Annotated in this window: 22 protein-coding genes and 4 tRNA genes; 8 read left to right on the forward strand and 18 right to left on the reverse strand. The window is 68.8% G+C overall.

Annotated elements, in window-relative coordinates:
- Window positions 1–407 (reverse strand): J domain-containing protein (locus IM725_RS05520; protein WP_193779580.1); only part of this gene is annotated, 407 nt, incomplete at its 3' end.
- A 117-nt stretch (window positions 408–524) separates the two neighbouring features.
- Between IM725_RS05520 and IM725_RS05525 the strand changes: the two genes are divergently transcribed.
- Window positions 525–968: a GNAT family N-acetyltransferase gene (locus IM725_RS05525; RefSeq protein WP_193779581.1), complete on the forward strand. Its 444-nt coding sequence runs from the start codon at window positions 525–527 to the stop codon at window positions 966–968.
- Window positions 969–999: 31 nt separating this feature from the next.
- Here the strand turns inward: IM725_RS05525 and IM725_RS05530 are convergent, their stop codons facing one another.
- Together IM725_RS05530 and IM725_RS05535 are read right to left on the reverse strand one after the other, a co-directional pair.
- Entirely contained in the window at window positions 1,000–1,185 is a 186-nt protein-coding gene (locus tag IM725_RS05530) for a CopG family transcriptional regulator (RefSeq protein WP_193779582.1), read from the reverse strand.
- 50 nt (window positions 1,186–1,235) lie between these two features.
- Window positions 1,236–1,415, reverse strand: coding sequence for a ribbon-helix-helix protein, CopG family (locus IM725_RS05535; protein WP_193779583.1), 180 nt, complete (start codon window positions 1,413–1,415; stop codon window positions 1,236–1,238).
- A gap of 195 nt (window positions 1,416–1,610) precedes the next feature.
- On the opposite strand from IM725_RS05535, the gene IM725_RS05540 reads away from it, so the two are divergent.
- A complete protein-coding gene (locus IM725_RS05540; RefSeq protein WP_287066829.1) occupies window positions 1,611–3,545 on the forward strand; it encodes a PAS domain-containing hybrid sensor histidine kinase/response regulator in 1,935 nt (644 codons plus the stop codon).
- Window positions 3,546–3,570: 25 nt separating this feature from the next.
- On the opposite strand, the gene IM725_RS05545 is transcribed toward IM725_RS05540, so the two are convergent.
- The 5 genes from IM725_RS05545 to IM725_RS05565 all read right to left on the reverse strand — a co-directional run bounded on the left by IM725_RS05545 (window position 3,571) and on the right by IM725_RS05565 (window position 8,789).
- Window positions 3,571–4,416, reverse strand: coding sequence for a beta/gamma crystallin family protein (locus tag IM725_RS05545; RefSeq protein WP_193779584.1), 846 nt, complete (start codon window positions 4,414–4,416; stop codon window positions 3,571–3,573).
- Between the two features lie 103 nt (window positions 4,417–4,519).
- Complete coding sequence (locus tag IM725_RS05550) at window positions 4,520–6,061, reverse strand: malonate--CoA ligase (protein WP_193779585.1); 1,542 nt, start codon at window positions 6,059–6,061, stop codon at window positions 4,520–4,522.
- Entirely contained in the window at window positions 6,058–6,831 is a 774-nt protein-coding gene (locus IM725_RS05555) for an enoyl-CoA hydratase/isomerase family protein (protein ID WP_193779586.1), read from the reverse strand. The genes IM725_RS05550 and IM725_RS05555 overlap by 4 nt, the downstream gene beginning before the upstream one ends.
- Window positions 6,832–6,910: 79 nt before the next feature.
- Complete coding sequence (lgt, locus tag IM725_RS05560) at window positions 6,911–7,747, reverse strand: prolipoprotein diacylglyceryl transferase (protein ID WP_193779587.1); 837 nt, start codon at window positions 7,745–7,747, stop codon at window positions 6,911–6,913.
- Window positions 7,748–7,844: 97 nt separating this feature from the next.
- Window positions 7,845–8,789, reverse strand: a complete 945-nt coding sequence (locus IM725_RS05565) for a LysR family transcriptional regulator (RefSeq protein ID WP_193779588.1) — start codon at window positions 8,787–8,789, stop codon at window positions 7,845–7,847.
- Between the two features lie 96 nt (window positions 8,790–8,885).
- Here IM725_RS05565 and ilvD point away from each other — a divergent pair, with 96 nt between their 5' ends.
- Window positions 8,886–10,580: a dihydroxy-acid dehydratase gene (gene ilvD / locus IM725_RS05570; protein WP_193779589.1), complete on the forward strand. Its 1,695-nt coding sequence runs from the start codon at window positions 8,886–8,888 to the stop codon at window positions 10,578–10,580.
- A 132-nt stretch (window positions 10,581–10,712) separates the two neighbouring features.
- On the opposite strand, the gene IM725_RS05575 is transcribed toward ilvD, so the two are convergent.
- Window positions 10,713–10,949 carry a TIGR04438 family Trp-rich protein gene (locus IM725_RS05575; RefSeq protein WP_193779590.1) on the reverse strand — a complete coding sequence of 79 codons (237 nt, stop codon included), beginning with the start codon at window positions 10,947–10,949 and terminating at the stop codon, window positions 10,713–10,715.
- 122 nt (window positions 10,950–11,071) lie between these two features.
- Here IM725_RS05575 and IM725_RS05580 point away from each other — a divergent pair, with 122 nt between their 5' ends.
- The gene (locus IM725_RS05580; RefSeq protein WP_193779591.1) at window positions 11,072–11,377 is read left to right on the forward strand and encodes a c-type cytochrome; all 306 of its coding nucleotides are present in this window, start codon (window positions 11,072–11,074) and stop codon (window positions 11,375–11,377) included.
- Window positions 11,378–11,487: 110 nt separating this feature from the next.
- On the opposite strand, the gene acs is transcribed toward IM725_RS05580, so the two are convergent.
- Complete coding sequence (gene acs / locus IM725_RS05585; RefSeq protein WP_193779592.1) at window positions 11,488–13,473, reverse strand: acetate--CoA ligase; 1,986 nt, start codon at window positions 13,471–13,473, stop codon at window positions 11,488–11,490.
- Window positions 13,474–13,646: 173 nt separating this feature from the next.
- Between acs and IM725_RS05590 the strand changes: the two genes are divergently transcribed.
- On the forward strand, window positions 13,647–14,261 hold the full coding sequence (locus IM725_RS05590) for a YqhA family protein (RefSeq protein ID WP_193779593.1): 615 nt from the start codon (window positions 13,647–13,649) through the stop codon (window positions 14,259–14,261).
- On the opposite strand, the gene fumC is transcribed toward IM725_RS05590, so the two are convergent.
- Together fumC and IM725_RS05600 are read right to left on the reverse strand one after the other, a co-directional pair.
- Window positions 14,258–15,637 (reverse strand): class II fumarate hydratase, encoded by a 1,380-nt coding sequence (gene fumC / locus IM725_RS05595; RefSeq protein WP_193779594.1) that lies wholly within the window; start codon window positions 15,635–15,637, stop codon window positions 14,258–14,260. The two genes, IM725_RS05590 and fumC, sit on opposite strands and share 4 nt — an antisense overlap.
- A gap of 39 nt (window positions 15,638–15,676) precedes the next feature.
- Window positions 15,677–16,291, reverse strand: a complete 615-nt coding sequence (locus IM725_RS05600) for a cytidylate kinase-like family protein (RefSeq protein WP_193779595.1) — start codon at window positions 16,289–16,291, stop codon at window positions 15,677–15,679.
- A 171-nt stretch (window positions 16,292–16,462) separates the two neighbouring features.
- Here IM725_RS05600 and IM725_RS05605 point away from each other — a divergent pair, with 171 nt between their 5' ends.
- The gene (locus IM725_RS05605) at window positions 16,463–18,016 is read left to right on the forward strand and encodes a fumarate hydratase (RefSeq protein ID WP_193779596.1); all 1,554 of its coding nucleotides are present in this window, start codon (window positions 16,463–16,465) and stop codon (window positions 18,014–18,016) included.
- Window positions 18,013–18,795, forward strand: a complete 783-nt coding sequence (gene murI, locus IM725_RS05610) for a glutamate racemase (protein ID WP_193779597.1) — start codon at window positions 18,013–18,015, stop codon at window positions 18,793–18,795. The genes IM725_RS05605 and murI overlap by 4 nt, the downstream gene beginning before the upstream one ends.
- An 89-nt stretch (window positions 18,796–18,884) precedes the next feature.
- Here the strand turns inward: murI and IM725_RS05615 are convergent, their stop codons facing one another.
- Window positions 18,885–19,514 carry a DUF6806 family protein gene (locus IM725_RS05615; RefSeq protein ID WP_193779598.1) on the reverse strand — a complete coding sequence of 210 codons (630 nt, stop codon included), beginning with the start codon at window positions 19,512–19,514 and terminating at the stop codon, window positions 18,885–18,887.
- 96 nt (window positions 19,515–19,610) lie between these two features.
- Here IM725_RS05615 and IM725_RS05620 point away from each other — a divergent pair.
- Window positions 19,611–19,694: transfer RNA gene (locus IM725_RS05620), tRNA-Leu, on the forward strand.
- A gap of 59 nt (window positions 19,695–19,753) precedes the next feature.
- On the opposite strand, the gene IM725_RS05625 is transcribed toward IM725_RS05620, so the two are convergent.
- From IM725_RS05625 to clpX, 5 genes are all read right to left on the reverse strand, one after another.
- A tRNA-Gly gene (locus tag IM725_RS05625) sits at window positions 19,754–19,829 on the reverse strand.
- Window positions 19,830–19,846: 17 nt separating this feature from the next.
- Window positions 19,847–19,920: transfer RNA gene (locus IM725_RS05630), tRNA-Cys, on the reverse strand.
- A 49-nt stretch (window positions 19,921–19,969) separates the two neighbouring features.
- Window positions 19,970–20,045, reverse strand: a tRNA-Gly gene (locus IM725_RS05635).
- Window positions 20,046–20,108: 63 nt separating this feature from the next.
- On the reverse strand, window positions 20,109–22,529 hold the full coding sequence (lon, locus tag IM725_RS05640; RefSeq protein ID WP_193779599.1) for an endopeptidase La: 2,421 nt from the start codon (window positions 22,527–22,529) through the stop codon (window positions 20,109–20,111).
- 137 nt (window positions 22,530–22,666) lie between these two features.
- Complete coding sequence (gene clpX, locus IM725_RS05645) at window positions 22,667–23,932, reverse strand: ATP-dependent Clp protease ATP-binding subunit ClpX (RefSeq protein WP_193779600.1); 1,266 nt, start codon at window positions 23,930–23,932, stop codon at window positions 22,667–22,669.
- Window positions 23,933–24,049: the final 117 nt, after the last annotated feature.

Consider the following 24,049-nt stretch of genomic DNA (forward strand, 5'->3'; position numbering starts at 1 on the left):
GCCCCGCCGATCCCCACGTTGACCTTGCCCGTGCCCTCGCAGGTGGGGCAGGGCTTGCCGTCTTGCCGCCCGCTGCCGCCGCAATCGGGGCACAGGTCCTCGCCGGTGCCCGGCGCGCCCTCGGGGGCCTCGTCGCCGGGCTTCATCCGCGGGACGGCGGGTGCGCTGACGCCCTGCACGTGCGGCGCCCCCGGTCCCGCGGCGGCGCGCGCCGGGCCTGCGCCGGCCCGCCCGGGGGGCGCCCCAGTGCCGGGCTCGCCGCCGCGGACCTCGGCCGCGTCCTGCGAGGCCCGGTCGATGTCGATGGCGGCGCCCGGGTCTTCTTCACCGGCCACCGATTCGCCCAGGTCGGCGGCGTCCGTGCCGGGTGCGCCACCCAGCGGGGCCGTGGAAAACGGAGAGTTCATGCGGCCATTGCACCGCAGGCGCGCACATCGCGGGCCCCGCCGCGCTGCAAGAGTCGTAACGGTCCGCGGCCCGGCCGTGGGCCGGCCTGGGCCCGGCACCCGCGGCACAATCGGCGCATGGCCACCATCCGCTCCGCCCTGCCCTCCGACGAAGCCGACTGGCGCACGCTGTGGCGCGGCTATTGCGATTTCTACGGCCAGGACCTGCCCGAGGCGGTCACCCAGCGCACCTGGCAACGCATCCTGGACCCGGACTCGGCCTTGATGTGCCTGGTGGCCGAGCAGGACGGCCGGGTGCAGGGCTTCGCGAACTGCGTGGTGCACGAGAACACCTGGGAGGTGCAGCCGGTCTGCTACCTGGAGGACCTGTTCGTGAGCCCGCAGGCCCGGGGCCAGGGCTTGGGCGGCGCCTTGCTGGACTGGCTGCGCAATGCCATGCGCGCGGAAGGCTGGGCCCGCCTCTACTGGATGACGCGGCGCGACAACGCACGCGCGCGCAGCCTGTACGACCGCTTCGCGCAGGCCGACGATTACGTTCGGTACGTGATTCAGCAGCGCTGAGGCACGGGCCGGCGGCCGGTGCCCCGCATCCTCAGCGGGCGCTGCGCTTGCGGGTGGGCGACTGGACCAGGCGCACCCCGTGCTCTTCGAGATATTCCCGGATCAGCCGCCGCATCACCTGCGAGGGCGTCATCTCCTGGGAATGGCAAAGCTTCTCGAACGCTGCCTTGCGGCCGGGGTCGATGAGTACGGTCAGCCGCGCGGTCTTGTTCTCCATGGGCGAGTCTCGATGTGCATCAGATTCTAATGCGCAGCGGCTCGCCTTTTTCAACCGGCCGACTTTGTCCCTCCAGCCGAAGGCACGGCAACCCCGTGCTTCTCCAGGTATTGGCGGATCAGCTGTCGGACCACCTGTGATGCGTTGAGGTCCTGTTCCGAGCACAGCGCCTCGAAGGCGCGCTTCTTGTCGGGGTCGATCAGGACCGTCAGTCTTGCCTTGTCTTCCATGTGCAATAACCGATGAATAACATGATAATACTCTGCACTAGGCCATTGGTTCCCGCCATGTCTGCGATTCGCATGCGGACGCAAGATGCATCCGCCTCCAACGGCGTGGTGCGTCCGTCCCGCGCGTAGGACACCGCCGCATCCGCGTCCGCAATCGACCCGCCACGCGGAAGGCGCACCAATAATCCTTCACTGGTGTCTCCGTCCACGCTCACTTCCCCCGCGAACCCCGGCCTGCGCGTTCCGGGTGGCGATCCGTCTTTTGAAGACCGGTTCCGCCGACTCGTTGAATCCGTCATCGACTACGGCATCTTCATCCTGGACCCGCAGGGCCGGGTGATGTCCTGGAACTCGGGCGCCGGCAAGCTGCAGGGCTACACGGCGGATGAGATCGTGGGCCAGCATTTCTCCATCTTCTATCCGCCCGAGCTGGTCGCCAGCGGCTGGCCCGACGAGGAACTGCGGCGCGCGGTGGAGTTCGGACGCCTCGAGGACGAGGGCTGGCGCATACGCAAGGACGGCAGCCGCTTCTGGGCCAACGTCACCATCACGCCCATCCACGACGGCCAGGGGCGGGTCGCCGGCTTCGCCAAGATCACGCACGACCTCACGGAACGGCGCGCGCACGAGGAGGCCTTGCGGATCAGCGAGGAGCGCTTCCGGCTGCTCGTCAGCAGCGTGCGCGACTACGCGATCTTCATGCTGGACGAGGACGGCTTCATCCGCAGCTGGAACAGCGGCGCCCAGGCCATCTACGGCTACACGCCGGCCGAGGCCATAGGCCGCCATTTCGGCATCCTGTACACGCCCCATGACCAGCAGGCCCGCAAGACCGAGATCGAGCTGGCGGCGGCGCGCAACCACGGCCGTTGCGAGGACGAAGGCTGGCGCGTGCGCAAGGACGGCACGCTCTACTGGGCCGACGTGGTCATCACCGCCATGCACGGGCCGCAGCAGCACCTGCTGGGCTTCGCCAAGGTGACGCGGGACATGACCGAGCGGCGGCGCCTGGAAGAGCTGGAGCGCTCCAGCCGGCGCATGAACGAATTCCTGGCCATGCTCGCGCACGAGCTTCGCAACCCGCTGGCGCCCATACGCAACGCGGTGACCGTGATGCAACTGGAGCCGCTGGAAAGCCCGACGCTGCGCAACTGCCGCGACATCATCCATCGCCAGCTCACCCATGTGACCCGCCTGGTGGACGACCTGCTGGACATCGGGCGGCTCGCGAGCGGCAAGATCAAGCTTCGGCCCGAGGTGCTCAGCCTGTCGGAAGTCGTCTCGCGCAGCGTGGAGGCGGCGCGCCCGCTGGTCGAGTCGCGGCACCACCGGCTGCAGGTGGTGCAGCCGCCGGCGCCGGTGTTCGTCAACGGCGACGGCACGCGCCTGGCGCAGATCCTGCAGAACCTGCTGGTGAACGCCGCCAAGTACACGCCCGACGGCGGACGCATCGTGATCCGCGTGCAGCCCGGCGAAGGGCACGTGCACGTCACCGTCGAGGACAACGGGCGCGGCATCGCCCCGGACGAGCTGGAGGCCATCTTCGAGCTGTTCCGCCAGGGCGGCGAGCACACCCCCAACGAGAGCGGTCTGGGCATCGGCCTGACCCTGGCACGATCGCTGGCGGAGATGCATGGCGGCTCGCTGGAGGCGCGCAGCGCCGGGCCGGGCCACGGCAGCAGTTTCACCCTGAGGCTGCCCACCGTGCCGCCCAAGCCCTCCGAGGACTCCGACCCGGCCGAACGCCCACCCGGGGGCCAGCGCGTGCTGGTGGTGGACGACAACCGGGACGCGGCGGACACCACGGCCGCGGTGCTGCGCATGCTGGGCCATGAAGCCGGCTGCGCCTACTCCGGGGCCGAGGCGCTCGCGCTCGCGCCGGACTTCTCGCCCCAGGTCGTGATCCTGGACCTGGCCATGCCCGACATGTCGGGCTTCGAGGCCCTGGCCGGCCTGCGGCGGCAGGCCGGCGGGAACTCGCGCTTCGTGGTCGCCATGACGGGCTACGGCGCCGCCGAGGACCGGCAGCGCACCCGCGACGCCGGCTTCGACGCCCACCTCACCAAGCCGGTGGAACTGGACGCGCTGGTGAAGCTGCTGGGCGAGGCCGGCGGCCGCGCCACCGGTTGAGCAGCTGCGCGCGCCAGCCCCCGCCTCAGTTGCGCGGTTCGCCCTCGGCGTTCACCGCCAGCGTGGGACCCGGGGCGCTGGTCATCTGCACGCGGTGCTCGACGCCGCGCCAGTTGTAGGTGACGTCCCAGTAGTCGGGCGCTGCATTGCTGACGTTCTCGCAGCGCTGCACGTCGCGCGAGCCGGCCGGCGGCGCGGCGCCATTGGCGACGTTGCTGCCCACGGCCGCGCCGGCCACCACGCCGACGCCCGTGGCCACGTCGCGGCCCGCGCCGCCCCCCACCTGATGGCCCAGGATGCCGCCGACGATGCCGCCGATGATGGCGCCGGGCACGTTCGGCTGGGCCTGCTGCGGCGCCACCTGCTGGCGCTCGACCCAGCAGCGCTGCGTGGGCGGGCCCACCACGGCCCGCACCGAGGTCACCGGGGCCTGGTACACCGTCTCGCCACTGCGGCGCTGCCAGGGCTGCTGCGGGGGCAGCACAGGCGCCACCGGCTGCGGCACCACCGCCACGGTGGGCGGCGGGCCTCCCTCGTCGCCGTAGCGGCGCCCCGGCTCCAGCGGGCGGGCCGAGGAGATGCGGTGGTTCAGGCCGATCTCGCGCAGGGACGGGTAATTGCCGCGCAGCAGGACGACGCAGCGGCCCTGGAAGCGAACGTCCTCGCACACCTCCCAGCGGCCGTGGTCGATCACCACCGAAGCGGCACGGTCGTTGAAATCGATGCGGTTGAAGTTCCAGAGCCTGTCGTCGATGGTGACGGAGCGGCCCCGGAAGCCCTCATGCTCGTAGAAGGTGATCTGCGCCGCGGCGTGGCCGGCGGCCACGAGCGCTGCAGCGGCCACGGCCGCGCGGATGGACAAGGGGGTCATGCACTCTCCTGTTGTGTGAGGGGCCTCGCGGCCCACCCCTCATTCAACGCACGACCGCCAGCCCATGCGGACCCGGGCCGGGTGACAGCGAGGTGAAGTTCTGTCAGGCCGCGCGGCTTTTTGCAAAAAGCTCGCGGTACTGCTCGCGCAACAGGTTCTTCTGAACCTTGCCCATGGTGTTGCGCGGCAGTTCGTCGGCGACGAAGCAGCGCTTGGGGATCTTGAAGTTCGCCAGCTGCGCCTTGAGGGTGGAGATCAGGCGTTCGCCGTCGAGCTGGGCGCCGGGGCGCCCGATCACCACCGCCACGCCGACCTCGCCGAAATCCGGATGGGGCACGCCCACCACGGCGCTTTCGGCCACGCCGCTCATTTCGTTGATGCAGGATTCGATTTCAGCCGGATACACGTTGTAGCCGCCGCTGATGATGAGGTCCTTGCTGCGGCCCACGATGGTCACGTAGCCCTGCGCGTCGACCTTGCCCACGTCGCCGGTCTTGAACCAGCCGTCCGGGCTGAATTCCTCGCGCGTCTTCTCGGGCATCTGCCAGTAGCCCTTGAAGACATTGGGCCCCCGCACCTGGATGCCGCCGATCTCGCCGACCGGCACGTCCTGGCCGTGGTCGTCGCGCACGCGAAGTCCCACACCCGGCAGCGGGAAGCCCACCGTGCCGCCGCGGCGCTCGCCGTCGCCGGCGCGGTAGGGGTTGGAGGTCAGCATGATGGTCTCGCTCATGCCGTAGCGCTCGAGGATGGTGTGGCCGGTACGCGCCTTCCACTCGTTGAAGGTCTCGATCAGCAGCGGCGCGGAGCCGCTGATGAAGAGCCGCATGTTCGCCACCGCCTCGCGCGTCAGCGCGGGCTCGGCCAGCATGCGAACGTAGAGCGTGGGCACGCCCATGAAGACCGTGGCCTCGCGCAGTTTCGCCACCGCCAGCCTGGCGTCGAACTTGCCCAGCCAGATCATGCGGCTGCCGTTGAGCAGTGCGCCGTGCAGCGCCACGAAGAGTCCGTGCACGTGGAAGATCGGCAGCGCATGCACCAGCACGTCGCCAGGCACCCAGCCCCAGTAGTCGCGCAGAACCCGGGCGTTGGACAGCAGGTTGCCGTGCGTGAGCATGGCGCCCTTGCTGCGGCCCGTGGTGCCGCTGGTGTACAGGATGGCCGCCAGGTCGTCCTCGGCCACGACGGCGCATTCGTGCTGGTCGCTGTGGTGCATCGCGCGCTCGAGAAGGCTGCCCGTGCGGTCGTCGCCCAGCGTGAAGACATGGTGGGTGCCGGCCTTGAAGGCGATGCGGCTCACCCAGCCGAAGTTCTTCGGCGTGCACACCACCACCGCGGGGCTGGCATTGCCCACGAAATACTCGATCTCGCCGGCCTGGTAGGCCGTGTTGAGGGGCAGGAACACATGGCCCGCACGCAGCGTGGCCAGGTAGAGCATCACGGCCTCGACCGACTTTTCCACCTGCACCGCGATGCGCGAGCCCGGCGGCAGGGCCAGGCCCTGCAGCAGGTTGGCCATCATGGCCGAGCCGCGCTCCAGGTCGCGCCAGGAATAGGCCAGGCCGCTGTCGGTGTCGATTGCGACCTCGTCAAGGTTCGCGGGGAAGGCCGCACGCAGGGCGGCGAACAGGTTGTGCTGTCTCATGGTTGCTGGAAATCGGGTTTTCTCTTCTCGATGAAGGCCATCACGCCCTCCCGGTGCTCAGCCGTGCGGGCGTAACTGTACGCGCCTTCCAGGATGGCCGCCGGTACGGCCCGCGCCAGGGCCCCCAGGGTGCGCTTGTTGAGGCGGGCCGCCTGCGGCGCCAGAGACGCGATCCGGCGCACCGTGGATTCAGCGGCCGCGTGCAGTTCCTGCGCGGGCAGCACGCGGTTGAGGAAGCCGCGCGACTTCATCTCCTGCGCGTCCAGCACCGCCGCGTCGAGCAGGAACTCGCGCGCCGTCAGTGCGCCCACGGCCTGCGCCACCAGGGCCGCCTCGCGCGGGGCCATGGGGAAGCCCAGGCGTGCGATGGGCGCGCCGAAGCGGGCGCCGGCCTCGGCGTAGCGCAGGTCGCAGCAGCTGGCGATCTCCACCCCCGCGCCCATGCAGGCGCCTTCGATGCAGGCCACCAGGGGCAGCTCGCAGGCCAGCATGGCCGACAGCCCGCCCCAGACGTCCTCCTCGTGGAAGGCGGCGAGCGAGGCCTCGTCGAAGCGGAACGCCGGGTATTCGGCGATGTCGCCGCCGGCGCAGAAGGCGGCGCCCTCCCCGGCCACGAGCACGCAGCGCAGGCCGGGGGCCGTCTGCAGGAACTGGAAATGGGCGCGCAGCTCGCGCCACATGCTGCGCGACATCGCGTTCAGTTTGCCGGGATGCGCCAGGGTGACGCGGGCCAGCGGTCCCTCGATCGAAAGGCGGACGGTGCCTGCCATGCGGGTGTCTCCTCGGGCGCCATTGTGCCGGGGCCGGCGCCCGGCCCCGCCCGCGCCCGCCGGCCGCTGCCGACCGCCCTCAGGCCGTGCGGGTGGTGGCGCGCGGGGCGGGCCGCGAGCCGGCCCACAGGTACAGGCCGATGCCGGCGAGCACCATGGGCACGCACAGCCACTGGCCCATGGACAGGCCCAGGCTCAGCAGGCCCAGGAAGGCATCGGGCTCGCGGAAATACTCGGCAGTAAAGCGCAGCACGCCGTAGCCCACCAGGAACACGGCCGCGACTTGCGCGGGCTTGCGTTCCTTGCGGGCGTACAGCCAGAGCAGCATGAACAGCAGCAGGCCCTCCAGCAGGAACTGGTAGACCTGCGAGGGGTGCCGCGGCACCATGGAGCCGCTCTGCGGGAAGATCATCGCCCAGGGCAGCGAGGGGTCGGCCGGCCGGCCCCAGAGCTCACCGTTGATGAAGTTGCCCACCCGGCCGGCCGCGAGGCCCGTGGGCACGCAGGGGGCGATGAAGTCCATCACCTGCCAGAAGGGCTTGCCGCGCGAGCGCGAGAACCACCACTGCGAGACGATCACGCCCAGCATGCCGCCGTGGAAGCTCATGCCGCCCTGCCAGACGAAGAACACCTCCAGCGGATGGGCGGCGTAGTAGCCGGGCTTGTAGAACAGGCAGTACCCCAGCCGCCCGCCCAGCACGACGCCGAGCACGCCGAGGAAGAGCATGTCCTCCACGTCCCGGGGCGACCACGCGCCCGGGCCCTGGATGGATGCGAAGGGCTCGTGCTTCAGGCGCAGGCGCGCCAGCAGCATGAACAGGCCGAAGGCGGCGAGATAGGTGAGTCCGTACCAGTGAATGGCGACCGGCCCGACCTGCAAGGCGATCGGGTCGATGTGGGGATACATGAGGGCCATGGGGGCGTATTGTGGGGCCAGCCGGGATGCCACGGGCCCCGGGCGGGGGCTGGCTTCGCGCCTGCCCAGCCGTGCGCGTGCCGGCCGCCCCGCGCCCCTACGCGCCCGGCGGCGGGGACAGCCCCGGACGCGCAGCCGCCGTCTCGCGGGCGAAGGCGATGAAGCGCTCCAGCACCGGGGGCACGGCGGCCGGCGACCAGACCAGGCTGGTCTCGCACACCGGCACGGCCACGCCGCGATGGGCCGGCTGGCGGTAGGCCACGCCGGGCCGCTGGAACTGGCGCACGCTCTCGGGCACCCAGGCCAGCCCCAGGCCCGCCGACACCAGGTTGACGATGGTCTGCATCTGGATCGCCTCCTGCGCCACCTCGGGCGAGCGCCCGGCGGCGTGGTACATCGCCACGATCGCGTCGTGCAGGGAGGGCAGGCTGCGGCGCGGGAAGATCACCAGCGGCTCGTCGAGCACGCGGCGAAGGGCCGGCGCGCGCGCGGCCGCCAGCGCGTGCTGCTCGGGCAGGGCCAGCACCAGCGGTTCGCGGGCGATGCGCAGGTGCGCCAGGCCAGGCGGCTCGAAGCCGGGCGAATGCAGGATGACGCCGGCGTCCACCTCGCCCCGTGCCAGGGCGTCGAGCTGCACGTCGCCCGTGGCCTCGACCAGCTCGAAGGCGACCTGCGGGTGCAGGGCGCGGAACTCACGCACCCAGGCCGGCAGCAGGCCGAAACCCACCGTGGAGACGAAGGCCAGGCGCAGCCGCCCGCTTTCGCCGCCGGCCGCCGCGCGCGCGCGCTCCGGCAGCATCCGGGCGCGCGCCAGCAGCTCGCGCGCCTCGGGCAGCAGGGCCTCGCCCACCGCGGCCAGCCGCACGCTGCGCTTGTTGCGTTCGAACAGGCGCGCGCCCAGCAGCGCCTCCAGCTGGGCGATGCCCTGCGTCAGCGGCGGCTGCGTCATGTGCAGGCGCGCGGCCGCGCGGCCGAAGTGCAGCTCTTCGGCCACGGCCAGGAACTGGCGCCACAGGCGCAACTCGATCAGCGGCTCATTCATATACCAAGCATATTACTGGAGTCGATTTATTGGATTGGAAAGAATCACAGGCAGGGCGCATACTCGCCCGCATCCAACCCGCCAGGAGATTCGTTCGTGGAAGAAAAGCCGATCCAGATCAACCGCCGCAGCGCCAACATCACCGAAGGCAAGTCGCGCGCACCCAACCGCTCCATGTACTACGCGATGGGCTACGAGGAAAGCGACTTCCGCAAGCCCATGGTGGGCGTGGCCAACGGCCACAGCACCATCACGCCCTGCAACAGCGGCCTGCAGAAGCTGGCCGATGCCGCCATCGCCGGCATCGAGGAAGCCGGCGGCAATGCCCAGGTCTTCGGCACGCCGACGATCTCCGACGGCATGGCCATGGGCACCGAGGGCATGAAGTACTCCCTGGTCAGCCGCGAGGTGATCTCGGACTGCATCGAGACCTGCGTGCAGGGCCAGTGGATGGACGGCGTGGTGGTCGTCGGCGGCTGCGACAAGAACATGCCCGGCGGCATGATGGGCATGCTGCGGGCCAACGTCCCGGCCATCTACGTCTACGGCGGCACCATCCTGCCCGGCAGGTGGAAGGGCGAGGACCTGAACATCGTCAGCGTGTTCGAGGCCGTGGGCCAGAACGCCGCCGGCAAGATGAGCGACCAGGAGCTCAAGGACATCGAGCAGCACGCCATTCCCGGCACCGGCTCCTGCGGCGGCATGTACACGGCCAACACCATGTCCTCGGCCTTCGAGGCCATGGGCATGTCCCTGCCCTACTCCTCGACGATGGCCAACCCCCACGACGAGAAGATGAACTCGGCCAAGGAATCGGCCCGCGTGCTGATCGAGGCCATCAAGAAGGACCTGAAGCCGCGCGACATCGTCACGCGCAAGTCCATCGAGAACGCGGTCGCCGTGATCATGGCGACCGGCGGCTCGACGAACGCGGTGCTGCACTTCCTGGCCATCGCGCACGCGGCCGAGGTCGAGTGGACCATCGACGACTTCGAGCGCGTGCGCCAGCGCACCCCGGTCATCTGCGACCTCAAGCCCTCGGGCAAGTACCTGGCGGTGGACCTGCACCGCGCCGGCGGCATCCCGCAGGTGATGAAGCTGCTGCTAAACGCCGGCCTGCTGCACGGCGATTGCATGACCATCACGGGCAAGACCATCGCCGAGACGCTGAAGGACATCCCCGATGCGCCGCCGGCCGGCCAGGACGTGATCCGCCCCATCGCCGAGCCCATGTACAAGCAGGGCCACCTGGCCATCCTCAAGGGCAACCTGTCGCCCGAAGGCTGCGTGGCCAAGATCACCGGCCTGAAGAACCCGGTCATCACCGGCCCGGCGCGCGTGTTCGACGACGAGCAGTCCGCGCTCAAGGCCATCCTGGACGGCAAGATCAAGCCGGGCGACGTGATGGTGCTTCGCTACCTGGGCCCCAAGGGCGGCCCCGGCATGCCGGAGATGCTGGCGCCCACGGGCGCCCTGATCGGCGCCGGCCTGGGCGAGAGCGTGGGCCTGATCACCGACGGCCGCTTCTCCGGGGGCACCTGGGGCATGGTGGTGGGCCACGTGGCGCCCGAGGCCGCGGTCGGCGGCACCATCGCGCTGGTGAACGAGGGCGACTCCATCACCATCGACGCGCACCAGCTGCTGCTGAACCTCAACGTCCCCGACGAAGAGATCGCGCGCCGCCGCGCGGCATGGAAGGCACCGGCCCCGCGCTACACGCGCGGCGTGCAGGCCAAGTTCGCGTTCAACGCGTCCAGCGCCAGCAACGGCGCCGTGCTCGACAACTATTGATCCAGAGGTCGGGCGCCCCAGGCGCGCAGGGCCAAGCCCTGCGCCCTTCCATGGTCACCACGGAACCGGCTTTGCCGGGCCGTCGGTGACGCCCCCTTGAGGGGGAAGCGCCGCAGGCGCTTCGGGGGTGGCTCATCTTCTTGTCTTGATCCCGATGTTCGCCTTGGCCTTGTCGATGCGGGCCTGCTTCTTCACGTTCTCGCGTTCCACGGCCTTGCGCTTGGTGTAGCCCGACCAGTCGGCCCAGGCCCACCAGGCCACGGCAGCCCCGAAAGGTGCCAGCACCATCCACCAGGCCCAGCCCGCGACGGGGCCGAACTCCAGGTACTTCATGGCCAGCAGGATGACCCCGAGCCCGAGCAGATACATACGTCTTTCTCCAAGGATGAGCGGCGAAGCGGCACCGGCTGTGGGGTTGTTGTCCCGGGGTCAACCGGGGCCACTACAATCGCGTTAAAAGCAATGTAACCCAACCTCTCACGGAACCTCAAATGAAGAGCACCCTGATCGCCCTGCTGGCCGTCGCTGCCCTGCCCGCCATGGCCGCCGACGGCATGGCCCTGGCACAGTCCAAGAACTGCCTGGCGTGCCACGCCGTGGACAAGAAGCTGGTCGGTCCCGCCTACAAGGACGTGGCCGCCAAGTACGCCGGCCAGAAGGATGCCGCCGCCAAGCTGGCGGACAAGATCATGAAGGGCGGTTCCGGCGTCTGGGGTCCCGTGCCCATGCCCGCCAACACGCAGGTGAACGCGGCCGAGGCCAAGCAGCTGGCCGAGTGGGTGCTGTCGCAGAAGTAAGCCTTCCGCGATCCCCGGCAAGGCCCGCCTCGGCGGGCCTTTTGCTTGGGCAACACGCCGCATGAAAAAAGGCCCGCATCTGCGGGCCTTGTCGTTTCCGGGTGCGGGCGTCAGTTGGTTTGCGCCAGCTGCTCCAGGATGGCCGGGTTCTCCAGCGTGGAGGTGTCCTGCGTGATGGCCTCGCCCTTGGCGATGGAGCGCAGCAGGCGGCGCATGATCTTGCCGGAGCGGGTCTTGGGCAGGTTATCGCCAAAGCGGATGTCCTTGGGCTTGGCGATGGGCCCGATCTCCTTGGCGACCCAGTTGCGCAGCTCGTTGGCGATCTGTTTGGCTTCCTCGCCGGTGGGGCGCGGCCGCTTGAGCACGACGAAGGCGCAGATCGCCTCGCCGGTCAGGTCGTCCGGGCGGCCCACCACCGCGGCTTCGGCCACCAGGTCGGTCTTGGCGACCAGCGCGGACTCGATCTCCATGGTGCCCATGCGGTGGCCGGAGACGTTCAGCACGTCGTCGATGCGGCCGGTGATGCGGAAATAGCCCCGGTCGGCGCTGCGCACCGCGCCGTCGCCCGCGAGGTACAGGCCCTTGAGCTCCTCGGGGAAGTAGCTCTTCTTGAAGCGCTCGGGGTCGTTCCAGATGGTGCGGATCATGGACGGCCAGGGGCGCTTGACCACCAGGATGCCGCCGGCCCCGTTGGGCACGTCATGGCCGGCCTCGTCGACGATGGCGGCCATGATGCCGGGCAGCGGCAGCGTGCAGGAGCCCGGCACCAGCGGCGTGGCACCCGGCAGCGGCGTGATCATGTGGCCGCCGGTCTCGGTCTGCCAGAAGGTGTCCACGATGGGGCAGCGCTCGCCGCCCACATGGCGGTGGTACCACATCCAGGCCTCGGGGTTGATCGGCTCGCCCACCGAGCCCAGGATCCGCAGCGAGGACAGGTCCCAGTTCTTCGGATGCACCTTCTCGTCGCTGTCGGCGGCCTTGATCAGGGAGCGGATGGCCGTGGGCGCGGTGTAGAAGATCGTCACCTTGTGCTTCTCGATCATCTGCCAGAAGCGGCCCGCGTTCGGGTACGTCGGGATGCCTTCGAAGACCACCTGCGTCACGCCGGCGGCGAGCGGGCCGTAGGCGACGTAGGTGTGGCCGGTGATCCAGCCGATGTCGGCGGTGCACCAGAAGACGTCGCTGGGCTTGACGTCGAAGGTCCACTGCATGGTGAGGTTGGCCCACAGCAGGTAGCCGCCGGTGGCGTGCTGCACGCCCTTGGGCTTGCCGGTGGAGCCCGAGGTGTAGAGGATGAACAGCGGGTGCTCGGCGCCCACGGGCTCGGGCGCGCAGGTGGTCGACTGGCCCTGCAACACCTCGTCGAAGGTCTTGTCGCGCCCGGCCACCATGTTGCAGGGCGTCGCCGTGCGCTGGAACACCAGCACCGACTTGATGCACTCGCAGCCGCCCATGGCGATGCCCTCGTCCACGATGGACTTGAGCGGCAGTTCCTTGCCGCCGCGCATCTGGAAGTTGGCGGTGATCACGGCCACGGCGCCGGCGTCGATGATGCGCTCGTTCAGCGCCTTGGCCGAAAAGCCGCCGAAGACCACGCTGTGCGTCGCGCCGATGCGGGCGCAGGCCTGCATGGCGATGACGCCCTCGATGGTCATCGGCATGTAGACGATGACGCGGTCGCCCTTCTTGATGCCCTGCGCCTTGAGCGCGTTGGCGAACTGGCTCACGCGGGCGAGAAGTTCCTTGAAGGTGACGGTGGTGACCTTGCCGTCGTCGGCCTCGAACACGATGGCCGCCTTGTTCTCCGTCGGCGTGCCCATGTGCTTGTCCAGGCAGTTGGCCGAGGCGTTGAGCTCGCCGTCGTCGAACCACTTGTAGAAGGGGGCATTGGACTCGTCCAGCACGCGGCTGAAGGGCTTGTTCCAGACCACGTTCTCACGCGCCAGCCGGGCCCAGAACCCCTCGAAGTCCTGCTCGGCTTCGCGGCACAGGGCCTCGTACCCGGCCATGCCGGAGATGCGGGCCGCCTTGACCACCGCCTCGGGGGGCGGAAAGACGCGGTTTTCGACCAGGACGGATTCGATGTTGCTGCTCATGGCATTGTCTCCACTGCACAAGTTGGTTTGCGGCGCAACTGTCGGGTGCCGCACTTACACGCCACTGACGCTGGGGGCCTGCGCGCCATTCCTAACACGGGCCTGACAAAGCGGCGACGGGGATGTCCCGGACGCAACCCATCCGTAGAATGCACGCAAACCCGGACCCACGCATGGACCCCCAGCAACAGCCCCGACCCGCTCCCAGGCTCAGGCCCCTGCCCGGCCTGATCTTCGCCAGCCGCTGGCTGCAGCTGCCACTCTACCTGGGCCTGATCGCCGCGCAGGGCGTGTACGTCTACCACTTCTGGGTCGAGCTGGTGCACCTGCTGCAGGCCGCCTTCGGCAGCCAGGCCGCGCTCCAGAGCCTGGTGGACAGCATAGGCTACAAGCCCGGCGCGGCCGGGCCTGCGCTGAACGAGACCATGATCATGCTGGTGGTGCTGGCGCTGATCGACGTGGTGATGATCTCCAACCTGCTGATCATGGTGATCGTGGGCGGCTACGAGACCTTCGTCAGTCGCATGAACCTGGAAGGCCACCCCGACCAGCCCGAGTGGCTGGACCACGTCAATGCGTCGGTGCTCAAGGTGAAGCTGGGCATGGCCATCATCGGCATCTCCTCCATCCACCTGCTCAAGACCTTCATCAACGCCGACAACTATTCGGACAAGGTGCTCATCGCCCAGACCGCGATCCACATCACCTTCCTGCTGTCGGCCATGGCGATCGCCTACACCGACCGCCTGATGACGGGCACGGCGGCGCAGGCCGGCGGCCACCACTAGACCATCTTCTCCGGGCGCACCCAGGCGTCGAACTGTTCCGCGCTGACGAAGCCGGAGGCGATGGCCGCCTCGCGCAGGCTGCTGCCCTCGGTATGCGCCTGCTTGGCGATCTGCGCCGCCTTGTCGTAGCCGATGTGCGGGTTGAGCGCGGTGACCAGCATCAGCGAGCGCTCCACCAACTCGGCGATGCGCGCGCGGTTGGGCGCGATGCCCGCGGCGCAATGGGTGTCGAAACTCTCCATGCCGTCGGCCAGCAGGCGTGCACTCTGCAGGAAGTTGTGCGCGATCAGGGGCCGGAACACGTTCAGCTCGAAATTGCCCGAGGCGCCGCCGAAGTTGATCGCCACGTCGTTGCCGAAGACCTGGCAGCACAGCATGGTGAGGGCTTCGCACTGGGTCGGGTTCACCTTGCCGGGCATGATGGACGAGCCCGGTTCGTTCTCGGGGATGGAGAGCTCCCCGATGCCGCTGCGGGGCCCGCTGGCCAACCAGCGGATGTCGTTGGCGATCTTCATCAGGCTGGCGGCCAGGGTCTTGAGCGCGCCGTGGGCGTGCACCAGCGCATCGGCCGCCGCCATCACCTCGAACTTGTTGGGCGCGGTGACGAAGGGCAGCCCCGTGAAGCGGGCCAGCTCCGCCGCCACGCGCTCGGCGTAGCCGGGCGGTGCATTCAGGCCGGTGCCCACCGCCGTGCCGCCCAGGGCCAGCTCGCACAGGTGGGGCAGCGCGGCGTGCAGGTGGCGGTCGCACTGCTCCAGCTGCGCCACGTAGCCGGAGAATTCCTGCCCCAGGGTGAGCGGCGTCGCGTCCTGCAGGTGGGTGCGGCCGATCTTCACGATGTCCTGGAACTCGGCCGCCTTGGCCTGCAGCGTGGCCCGCAGCCGGGCCAGCGCCGGCAGCACCCGCTCGCGGATGGCCGCCACCGCCGCCACGTGCATGGCAGTGGGGAACACGTCGTTGGAGGATTGGCTGCGGTTGACCTCGTCGTTGGGGTGCACCCGCCGCTGCTCGCCGCGCGGCCCGCCCAGCAACTCGCTCGCGCGGTTGGCCAGCACCTCGTTCACGTTCATGTTGGTCTGGGTGCCCGAGCCGGTCTGCCAGACCACCAGCGGGAACTCCTCGTCGTGCTCGCCCGCCAGCACCTCGTCGGCAGCGGCCACGATGGCCCCCGCCTTGTCCTGCGGCAGCAGGCCCATGAGGTGGTTGGTGACGGCGGCGGCCCGCTTGACCTGGACCAGCGCGCGCACCAGTTCGCGCGGCTGGCGCTCACCGGAGATGGCGAAGTTCTGCAGCGAGCGCTGCGTCTGGGCGCCCCACAAGCGGGACGCCGGCACCTCGATGGGGCCGAAGGTGTCGTGTTCGATGCGCGTGGCCATGGGGCAGTCTAGCCCCGTGACGCGCGCTGCGGGGACCGCTCAGTCGATCAGCGGCACCGTCGCCAGGATGAGCTGCTTGATGGCCGGCGGCTCCAGCGCGTCGGTGGACAGGCACAAGTCGTAGTGCTCGGGCGACTCCACCTTCACGTCGTAGAAACGCTTGAGGTAGTTGGCGCGGGCGGCGTCGCTCTCGCGGATCGCCTCCTGCGCTTCGCGAGGGCTGCGGCCGCCGCTGGTCTTGGTCCAGCGCGTGACGCGGCCGAACTCGGAGCCGGTGATCAGCACCCGCAGCACGCCCTTGCGGCGGGCCAGGGCATAGGAGGCGGCATGCGCCACGATCACCACGTTGCCCTCGTCGGCCGTCTCGGTGATGGCCTGGCGGATCAGCTCGCGCATGTCGTCGGTGGCGGGCGGGGCCTTGGGGTTCTTGATGAAGTTGATCACATCGGCGCTGCCGTCCGCGATGTCGCGCAGCAGGGTCGCCAGGGAGGACTTGCGCCGCTCCGCGCTGGCCACTTCCTCGGGCGAAAGGTGACGGCGCTGGGCCGCACGGGCCACGATCTCCTCGTCGACGTAGCGGAAGCCCAGATCGCGCGCCACCTCGGACGCGATCTCCTCGGCACCCGTGAACTTGGCCCGGGAAATGCAAATCACGTTCGCACCCATACCGCACCCCTGTGTGTTGATGTAACGATTATGGAGGGTCGTTCCCGGTGTCGCAAGGGATGTGCCAGGCTTGGCCGGCGCCCCGCCGCCCCAGCTCGTCCGCGGGGGCGTGGAGTGGCTCTGGGATAATCCCTGTCAGCTTCCACCTCCCCCGAGACCATGCCGACGACCATCAAGCAAGCCGACCTGATCGAATCCATCGCGGCCGCGCTGCAGTACATCAGCTACTACCACCCCGCCGACTACATCGCGCACCTGGCGCGCGCCTACGAGCGCGAGCAGAGCCCGGCGGCCAAGGACGCGATCGCGCAGATCCTGACCAACAGCAAGATGAGCGCGACCGGCCACCGGCCGATCTGCCAGGACACCGGCATCGTCAACGTGTTCCTGAAGGTGGGCATGGACGTCCGCTTCGAGGGCTTCTCGGGCAGCCTGGAGAACGCGGTCAACGAGGGCGTGCGCCGTGGCTACAACCACCCGGACAACACCTTGCGCGCTTCCGTGGTGGCCGACCCGCAGTTCGCGCGCAAGAACACCAAGGACAACACGCCCGCGGTGATCTTCACCGAGATCGTGCCGGGCGACAAACTCGACATCACGGTCGCGGCCAAGGGCGGCGGCAGCGAGAACAAGAGCAAGATGATCATGCTCAACCCCAGCGACTCGGTGGTCGACTGGGTGCTCAAGACCGTGCCCACCATGGGCGCCGGCTGGTGCCCCCCGGGCATGCTGGGCATCGGCATCGGCGGCACCGCGGAGAAGGCGGTGCTCATGGCCAAGGAAAGCCTGATGGACGACCTGGACATGTACCAGCTGCTGGAGAAGTCCGCCAAGGGCGAGAAGCTGTCCCAGGTCGAGGAACTGCGCCTGGAGCTGTACGTGAAGGTCAACGCCCTGGGCATCGGTGCGCAGGGCCTGGGCGGCCTGACCACGGTGCTGGACGTGAAGATCAAGATGTACCCCACCCACGCGGCCAGCAAGCCCGTGGCCATGATCCCCAACTGCGCTGCCACCCGCCACGCGCACTTCGTGATGGACGGCTCGGGCCCGGTGTACCTGGACGCGCCCAGCCTGGACCTGTGGCCCAACGTGCAGTGGGCGCCCGACACGCAGAAGAGCAAGCGCGTGAACCTGGACGCGCTGACCAAGGAGGAAGTGGCGAGCTGGAAGCCCGGCGACACCCTGCTCCTGAACGGCAAGATGCTCACCGGCCGCGATGCGGCGCACAAGCGCATCCAGGACATGCTGGCCAAGGGCGAGAAGCTGCCCGTGGACTTCACCAACCGCGTCATCTACTACGTGGGCCCGGTGGACCCGGTGCGCGACGAGGCCGTGGGCCCCGCCGGCCCGACCACGGCGACCCGCATGGACAAGTTCACCGAGATGATGCTGGCGCAGACCGGCCTCATCGCCATGATCGGCAAGGCCGAGCGCGGGCCGGTCGCGATCGAGGCGATCCAGAAGCACAAGAGCGCCTACCTGATGGCCGTCGGCGGGGCCGCCTACCTGGTGTCCAAGGCGATCAAGCAGGCCCGCGTGGTCGGCTTCGAGGACCTGGGCATGGAGGCGATCTACGAATTCGACGTGGTGGACATGCCGGTCACCGTGGCGGTGGATGCGGGCGGCACCTCGGCCCACATCACCGGCCCCGCGCAGTGGCAGAAGCGCATCGCCAGCGGCGAGTTCAAGAGCATCCCGGTCGCGGCCGCTTGAAGACGGGGCCCATCGGGGTCTTCGATTCAGGCATCGGCGGCCTGTCCATCCTGCGCGCCCTGCGCAGGGCGATGCCGCACGAGGACTTCCACTACATCGCGGACGCCGCGCACGCCCCCTACGGCGAGCGCGGCGACGCCTTCGTCGCGCAGCGCGCGCACGCGATCACGCAGTCCCTGGTGCACGATCACGGCGCGCGGCTGGTGGTGGTCGCCTGCAACACCGCCACGGCCGCGGCCGTGCAGGGCCTGCGCCAGGCCTTTCCCGAGGTTCCCATCGTCGGCGTGGAGCCGGCCCTCAAGCCCGCACTGGCGGTGACGCGCAGCGGGCGCATCGGCGTGATGGCCACGCGCACGACGCTGGCAAGCGCCAAGTTCCAGGCCCTGCTGGCCGGCCTGCAGGGGCAGGCGGACTTCAGGCTGCAGCCCTGCGACGGCCTGGCCGATGCGATCGAGCAGGACGACGCGGCGCGCATCGCGGCCGGGGCCCGGACGCACCTGCAGGCTCTGGGGCTGCCCGCGGCCGGCGGCGAGGCGCCGGACACGGTCGTCCTGGGCTGCACCCATTACCCGCTGGCGCTGGACGTGCTGCAGGCCGCTGCCGGGCCGGGCGTGGCCTTCGTGGAGCCGGGGGACGCGGTGGCGCGCCGGGTGCAGGCGCTGCTGGGGCGGGAAGGCAGCCCGCGCAGCGCAACCGCGCAAGGCCGGCTCAGCCTGTCATCGACCGGGGACGTGGCGACGCTGGAGGCCGCCGTGAGGCGGTTCGGGGCCGGCGACTGAGCAGTTCCCTGCGGGAAAGGCTGCGCAACGCGGTGGGCGACTGGCGGCCGGAACCCCGGGGACCGTCGCCGCTGGGAAGCCCTTGAATGTCAGTGCAGGTGGCGCGGCCGGCGGCCGCCGTGGTTGCCGCCGCCACCCCCGCCACTGCCGCGCGGCGGTTTGCCCAGCTCCAGCGAGCTCACCAGCGCGTCGAAGCGCTGGTTGAAGAGCTTGTCGATCTCGGCGACCACGCCGCCCAGCTCGGCGCCGTCGAAGTGGCGCTCCATCAGGGCCACCACGTCCTCGACCAGCAGGTCGCGCTGCACCTGCATGATGGCGGCGGGCGTGGGCCCCACGAACAGCATCACGAAGTCGTCGCGCGCCTCGGCCTCGGGCGGCTCCTCGTCCTCGTCGAACTCGGCGTCGTAGAAGGTGACTTCGATGGCCGCGCCCTGCTGTGCCAGCTCGTTCAGGCTCATGCACATCTCGTCCAGCGACTGGCGGAAATCCTGGTCACCCGGCACGGTCCAGCACATGCGCAGCAGGTGCTCGGGGGCGTCGAACTCGATGCCCGGCTCTTCTTCGTAGGCGCTCTCGGCGGCGTCGGCCAGCGACTTGGCGCCGGCATAGGTCCACAGCGGCTTGAGCGCTTCCTGCAGCTGCGCGTAGGTCACGTCGGCGCGCACGGGCACCTCGCCATGCACATGGATCTCGAAGGGGGCGTTGTTGTAGTGGGGCATGGGCTGGAGCTGGCTTTGTGCGCAGTGGCGACCGCGCGCGAAGCGGAGAAACGATTCTAAGGCAGGGGGCGCGGGCCGACTATGATCCACGGCTGCGCGCGGGTGGCGGAATCGGTAGACGCAGCGGCCTTAAAAGCCGCAGTCCTCACGGGCGTACGGGTTCAAGTCCCGTCCTGCGCACACTTCATGGATCACCATGAAAAAGGGAAGCCTGGGCTTCCCTTTTTCGTTGCGATCCATGGAGCGGGAAACGAGACTCGAACTCGCGACCTCAACCTTGGCAAGGTTGCGCTCTACCAACTGAGCTATTCCCGCGGTGTACCGTGAATTCCTGGAGGCGCGGCCCGGAGTCGAACCGGGCTGGACGGATTTGCAATCCGGTGCATAACCGCTTTGCTACCGCGCCAGGGATTCCCGATAAAAAAGGGAAGCACAGGCTTCCCTTTTTTGGAATCTGGAGCGGGAAACGAGACTCGAACTCGCGACCTCAACCTTGGCAAGGTTGCGCTCTACCAACTGAGCTATTCCCGCGTCAGACAAAAATTATAGCAAGCTTTTTGGGGTGCTTCGGGACGCGCCCCAAAAAACTTCGCTTCAGTGCTTCACGCCCGTGGGCTCGGTGGCCGGCACGGCCGCGACGGCTGCCGTGGTGGCGGGCTCGTCGTCGGGCAGGGGCGTGGGCATGCGCTCCAGCGCCACTTCCAGCACCTTGTCGATCCACTTCACCGGCACGATCTCCAGGCCGTTCTTCACGTTCTCCGGGATCTCCTGCAGGTCCTTGGTGTTCTCCTCGGGGATCAGCACCGTCTTGATGCCGCCGCGCAGGGCGGCCAGCAGCTTTTCCTTCAGGCCGCCAATGGCGGTGACCTCGCCGCGCAGCGTGATCTCGCCGGTCATGGCGACATCGCTGCGCACCGGGATGCCGGTCAGCGCCGAGACCAGCGCCGTGGTCATCGCGGCGCCCGCGCTGGGGCCGTCCTTGGGGGTGGCGCCGTCGGGCACGTGGATGTGGATGTCCTTCTTCTCGAAGAACTCGTCCTTGATGCCCAGCATGCGCGAGCGGCTGCGCACCACGGTGCGCGCGGCCTCCACGGACTCCTTCATCACGTCGCCCAGCGAGCCGGTGCGCAGGATGTTGCCCTTGCCCGGCATCAGCGCGGCCTCGATGGTGAGCAGGTCGCCGCCCACCTCGGTCCACGCCAGGCCGACCACCTGGCCCACCTGGTTCTGCTGCTCGGCGCGGCCGTAGTTGTACTTGCGCACGCCCAGGAAGTCGTTCAGGTTCTCGGCGGTCACGACCACCTTGCCCGTGTACTTCTTCAGCTGCAGGCCCTTGACCACCTTGCGGCAGATCTTGGAGAGGTCACGCTCGAGCGAGCGCACGCCGGCTTCGCGGGTGTAGTAGCGGATGACGTCGCGAATGGCGTCGTCCGTCACCTCGAGCTCTTCTTCCTTGACCCCGTTGTTGGTCATCTGCTTGGGCAGCAGGTACTTGCGGCCGATGTTGGCCTTCTCGTCCTCGGTGTAGCCCGACAGGCGGATCACTTCCATCCGGTCCAGCAGCGCCGGCGGGATGTTCATCGAGTTCGAGGTGGCCACGAACATCACGTCGGAGAGGTCGAAGTCGACCTCGACGTAGTGGTCGCTGAAGGTGTGGTTCTGTTCCGGGTCCAGCACTTCGAGCAGCGCGCTCGAGGGATCGCCGCGGAAGTCGGTGCCCAGCTTGTCGATCTCGTCCAGCAGGAACAGCGGGTTGCGCGTGCCCACCTTGGAGAGCGACTGCAGCACCTTGCCCGGCAGGGCGCCGATGTAGGTGCGGCGGTGCCCGCGGATCTCGGCCTCGTCACGCATGCCGCCCAGGGCCATGCGCACGTACTTGCGGCCCGTCGCCTTGGCGATGGACTGGCCCAGCGAGGTCTTGCCGACGCCGGGAGGGCCGACCAGGCACAGGATGGGCGCCTTGACCTTGTCCACGCGCTGCTGCACCGCGAGGTACTCGAGGATGCGGTCCTTGACCTTCTCCAGGCCATGGTGGTCTTCGTTGAGCACGTCCTCGGCGTGGCCGAGGTTGTGCTTGATCTTGGTCCGCTTGCTCCAGGGCAGGCCCGTGAGCACGTCGATGTAGTTGCGCACCACGGTGGCCTCGGCCGACATGGGCGACATCAGCTTGAGCTTCTTGAGCTCGGCCTCGGCCTTCTTGCGGGCGTCCTGCGGCATCTTGGCGGCCTTGATCTTCTTCTCGATCTCCTCGATGTCGGCGCCCTCTTCGCCTTCGCCGAGTTCCTTCTGGATCGCCTTGACCTGCTCGTTGAGGTAGAAGTCGCGCTGGTTCTTCTCCATCTGGCGCTTCACGCGGCCACGGATGCGCTTGTCGACGTTGAGGATGTCGACCTCGCGCTCGATCTGCTCGAACAGGTTCTCCAGCCGGGCCTTGACGTCGGCGAGGTCGAGCACGACCTGCTTGTTGTCCAGCTTGAGCGGCAGGTGCGCGGCGATGGTGTCGGCCAGGCGGCCCGGGTCGTCGATGCTGGAGATGGAGGTAAGGATCTCCGGCGGGATCTTCTTGTTGAGCTTGACGTACTGGTCGAACTGCTGCATCACGGCGCGGCGCAGCGCCTCGATCTCGGCCGACTTCGCGTCCACGCCCTCGGCGCCCACGGGCACCACGTTGGCGCTGAAGTGCTCCTCGCCTTCGGTGATGCGGTTGACGCGCGCGCGCTGCTGGCCCTCGACCAGCACCTTCACCGTGCCGTCGGGCAGCTTGAGCATCTGCAGGATGGTCGACACGCAGCCGACCTCGAACATGTCGTTGACCGAGGGCTCGTCCTTGGCCGCGGCCTTCTGGGCCACCAGCATGATGCGGCGCTCCGCCTCCATCGCCGCCTCCAGGGCCTTGATGCTCTTGGGCCGGCCGACGAACAGCGGGATCACCATGTGGGGAAAGACCACGACGTCCCGCAGCGGCAGCAGCGGCAGGTCCAGGGGTTCCGAAGGCAGGGGGGTGTTACCGGACATGAAAGGTCCTTCTGGGTTTTCTGTCAGTCGAATATGGACCGCATGGGACCATTTTCAAGGCGCCGGCGCAAACCGGCCCTCGAATGAGCGGGGTAAACGGCGGGTATTTGCTGTTCGGCCACCCGCCATGCACCGGCTCAGGCCTTGCGGGCCGCCTCGCGGTAGACGAGGAGCGGTGGCTTGCTTTCCTCGATCGTCGACTCGTCCACCACCACCTTGTCCACGTTGGGGGTGTTGGGGAGTTCGAACATGGTGTCGATCAGCGATTGCTCCAGGATGGAGCGCAGGCCGCGGGCGCCGGTCTTGCGCGCCAGCGCCTTGCGGGCGATCGCGCGCAGGGCATTGGGGCGGATCTCCAGGTCCACGCCCTCCATGGAGAGCAGCTTGCCGTACTGCTTGACGAGCGCGTTCTTGGGCTCGGTGAGGATCTGCACCAGCGCGTCCTCGCTCAGTTCGGCCAGCGTGGCGACGACCGGCATGCGGCCCACCAGCTCGGGGATCAGGCCGAACTTGATCAGGTCCTCCGGCTCCACCTCGCGGAACACGTCCGTGAGGCTGCGCTCCTTCTTGCTGCGCACCGCCGCGCCGAAGCCGATGCCCGAGGCTTCGGTGCGCTGCTCGATGACCTTCTCCAGGCCGGCGAAGGCGCCACCGCAGATGAACAGGATGTTGGTCGTGTCGATCTGCAGGAAGTCCTGGTTGGGGTGCTTGCGCCCGCCCTGCGGCGGCACGCTCGCCATGGTGCCCTCGATGAGCTTGAGCAGCGCCTGCTGCACGCCCTCGCCCGACACGTCGCGGGTGATGGACGGGTTGTCGGACTTGCGCGAGATCTTGTCGATCTCGTCGATGTAGACGATGCCGCGCTGCGCCCGCTCCACCTCGTAGTTGCAGCTCTGCAGCAGCTTCTGGATGATGTTCTCGACGTCCTCGCCCACGTAGCCGGCTTCCGTCAGCGTGGTGGCGTCGGCCATCACGAAGGGCACGTCCAGCATGCGCGCGAGGGTCTGGGCCAGCAGGGTCTTGCCGGAGCCGGTGGGGCCGATCAGGAGGATGTTGCTCTTGGTGAGCTCGACGTCGTCCTTCTTGGCCTTTTCCTTGTGGCGCAGGCGCTTGTAGTGGTTGTAGACCGCCACCGACAGGCCGCGCTTGGCGGCCTCCTGGCCGATCACGTAGTTGTCGAGGTTGGCCTTGATCTCGGCCGGGGTGGGCAGGTCCCCGCGGGCCTCGCGCGACTCCTCGCCCGCGGGCAGTTCGTCGCGGATGATTTCATTGCACAGGTCGATGCACTCGTCGCAGATGAAGACCGAAGGCCCTGCGATGAGTTTCTTGACTTCGTGCTGGCTCTTCCCGCAAAACGAGCAGTAAAGCGTTTTCTCGCTGGAAGAGCCCTTCTTGTCGGCCATGGGTCCGCCTTGTGTCCTGTGGGTCAATGATAGCGAAAAGGCAACGGCGCCACCCGCAGGGCGGGGAGCGCCGTTGCTGCGCTGCAACCGGGGCTTGGACCCCGGTTGCAGCGGGGG

Origin of the sequence: Ramlibacter aquaticus (assembly GCF_015159745.1) — a bacterium.
GTDB lineage: Bacteria > Pseudomonadota > Gammaproteobacteria > Burkholderiales > Burkholderiaceae_C > Ramlibacter > Ramlibacter aquaticus.

Coding starts and splice junctions, on each gene's coding strand:
- acs (WP_193779592.1), bottom strand. CDS start 13,473: ATGAGCAGCAACATCGAATCCGTCCTGGTCGAAAACCGCGTCTTTCCG.
- IM725_RS05535 (WP_193779583.1), bottom strand. CDS start 1,415: ATGGAAGACAAGGCAAGACTGACGGTCCTGATCGACCCCGACAAGAAG.
- lon (WP_193779599.1), bottom strand. CDS start 22,529: ATGTCCGGTAACACCCCCCTGCCTTCGGAACCCCTGGACCTGCCGCTG.
- IM725_RS05575 (WP_193779590.1), bottom strand. CDS start 10,949: ATGTATCTGCTCGGGCTCGGGGTCATCCTGCTGGCCATGAAGTACCTG.
- IM725_RS05545 (WP_193779584.1), bottom strand. CDS start 4,416: ATGACCCCCTTGTCCATCCGCGCGGCCGTGGCCGCTGCAGCGCTCGTG.
- fumC (WP_193779594.1), bottom strand. CDS start 15,637: ATGGCCACGCGCATCGAACACGACACCTTCGGCCCCATCGAGGTGCCG.
- clpX (WP_193779600.1), bottom strand. CDS start 23,932: ATGGCCGACAAGAAGGGCTCTTCCAGCGAGAAAACGCTTTACTGCTCG.
- IM725_RS05525 (WP_193779581.1), top strand. CDS start 525: ATGGCCACCATCCGCTCCGCCCTGCCCTCCGACGAAGCCGACTGGCGC.
- IM725_RS05590 (WP_193779593.1), top strand. CDS start 13,647: ATGGACCCCCAGCAACAGCCCCGACCCGCTCCCAGGCTCAGGCCCCTG.
- IM725_RS05555 (WP_193779586.1), bottom strand. CDS start 6,831: ATGGCAGGCACCGTCCGCCTTTCGATCGAGGGACCGCTGGCCCGCGTC.
- IM725_RS05565 (WP_193779588.1), bottom strand. CDS start 8,789: ATGAATGAGCCGCTGATCGAGTTGCGCCTGTGGCGCCAGTTCCTGGCC.
- IM725_RS05605 (WP_193779596.1), top strand. CDS start 16,463: ATGCCGACGACCATCAAGCAAGCCGACCTGATCGAATCCATCGCGGCC.
- IM725_RS05615 (WP_193779598.1), bottom strand. CDS start 19,514: ATGCCCCACTACAACAACGCCCCCTTCGAGATCCATGTGCATGGCGAG.
- IM725_RS05530 (WP_193779582.1), bottom strand. CDS start 1,185: ATGGAGAACAAGACCGCGCGGCTGACCGTACTCATCGACCCCGGCCGC.
- IM725_RS05580 (WP_193779591.1), top strand. CDS start 11,072: ATGAAGAGCACCCTGATCGCCCTGCTGGCCGTCGCTGCCCTGCCCGCC.
- lgt (WP_193779587.1), bottom strand. CDS start 7,747: ATGGCCCTCATGTATCCCCACATCGACCCGATCGCCTTGCAGGTCGGG.
- IM725_RS05550 (WP_193779585.1), bottom strand. CDS start 6,061: ATGAGACAGCACAACCTGTTCGCCGCCCTGCGTGCGGCCTTCCCCGCG.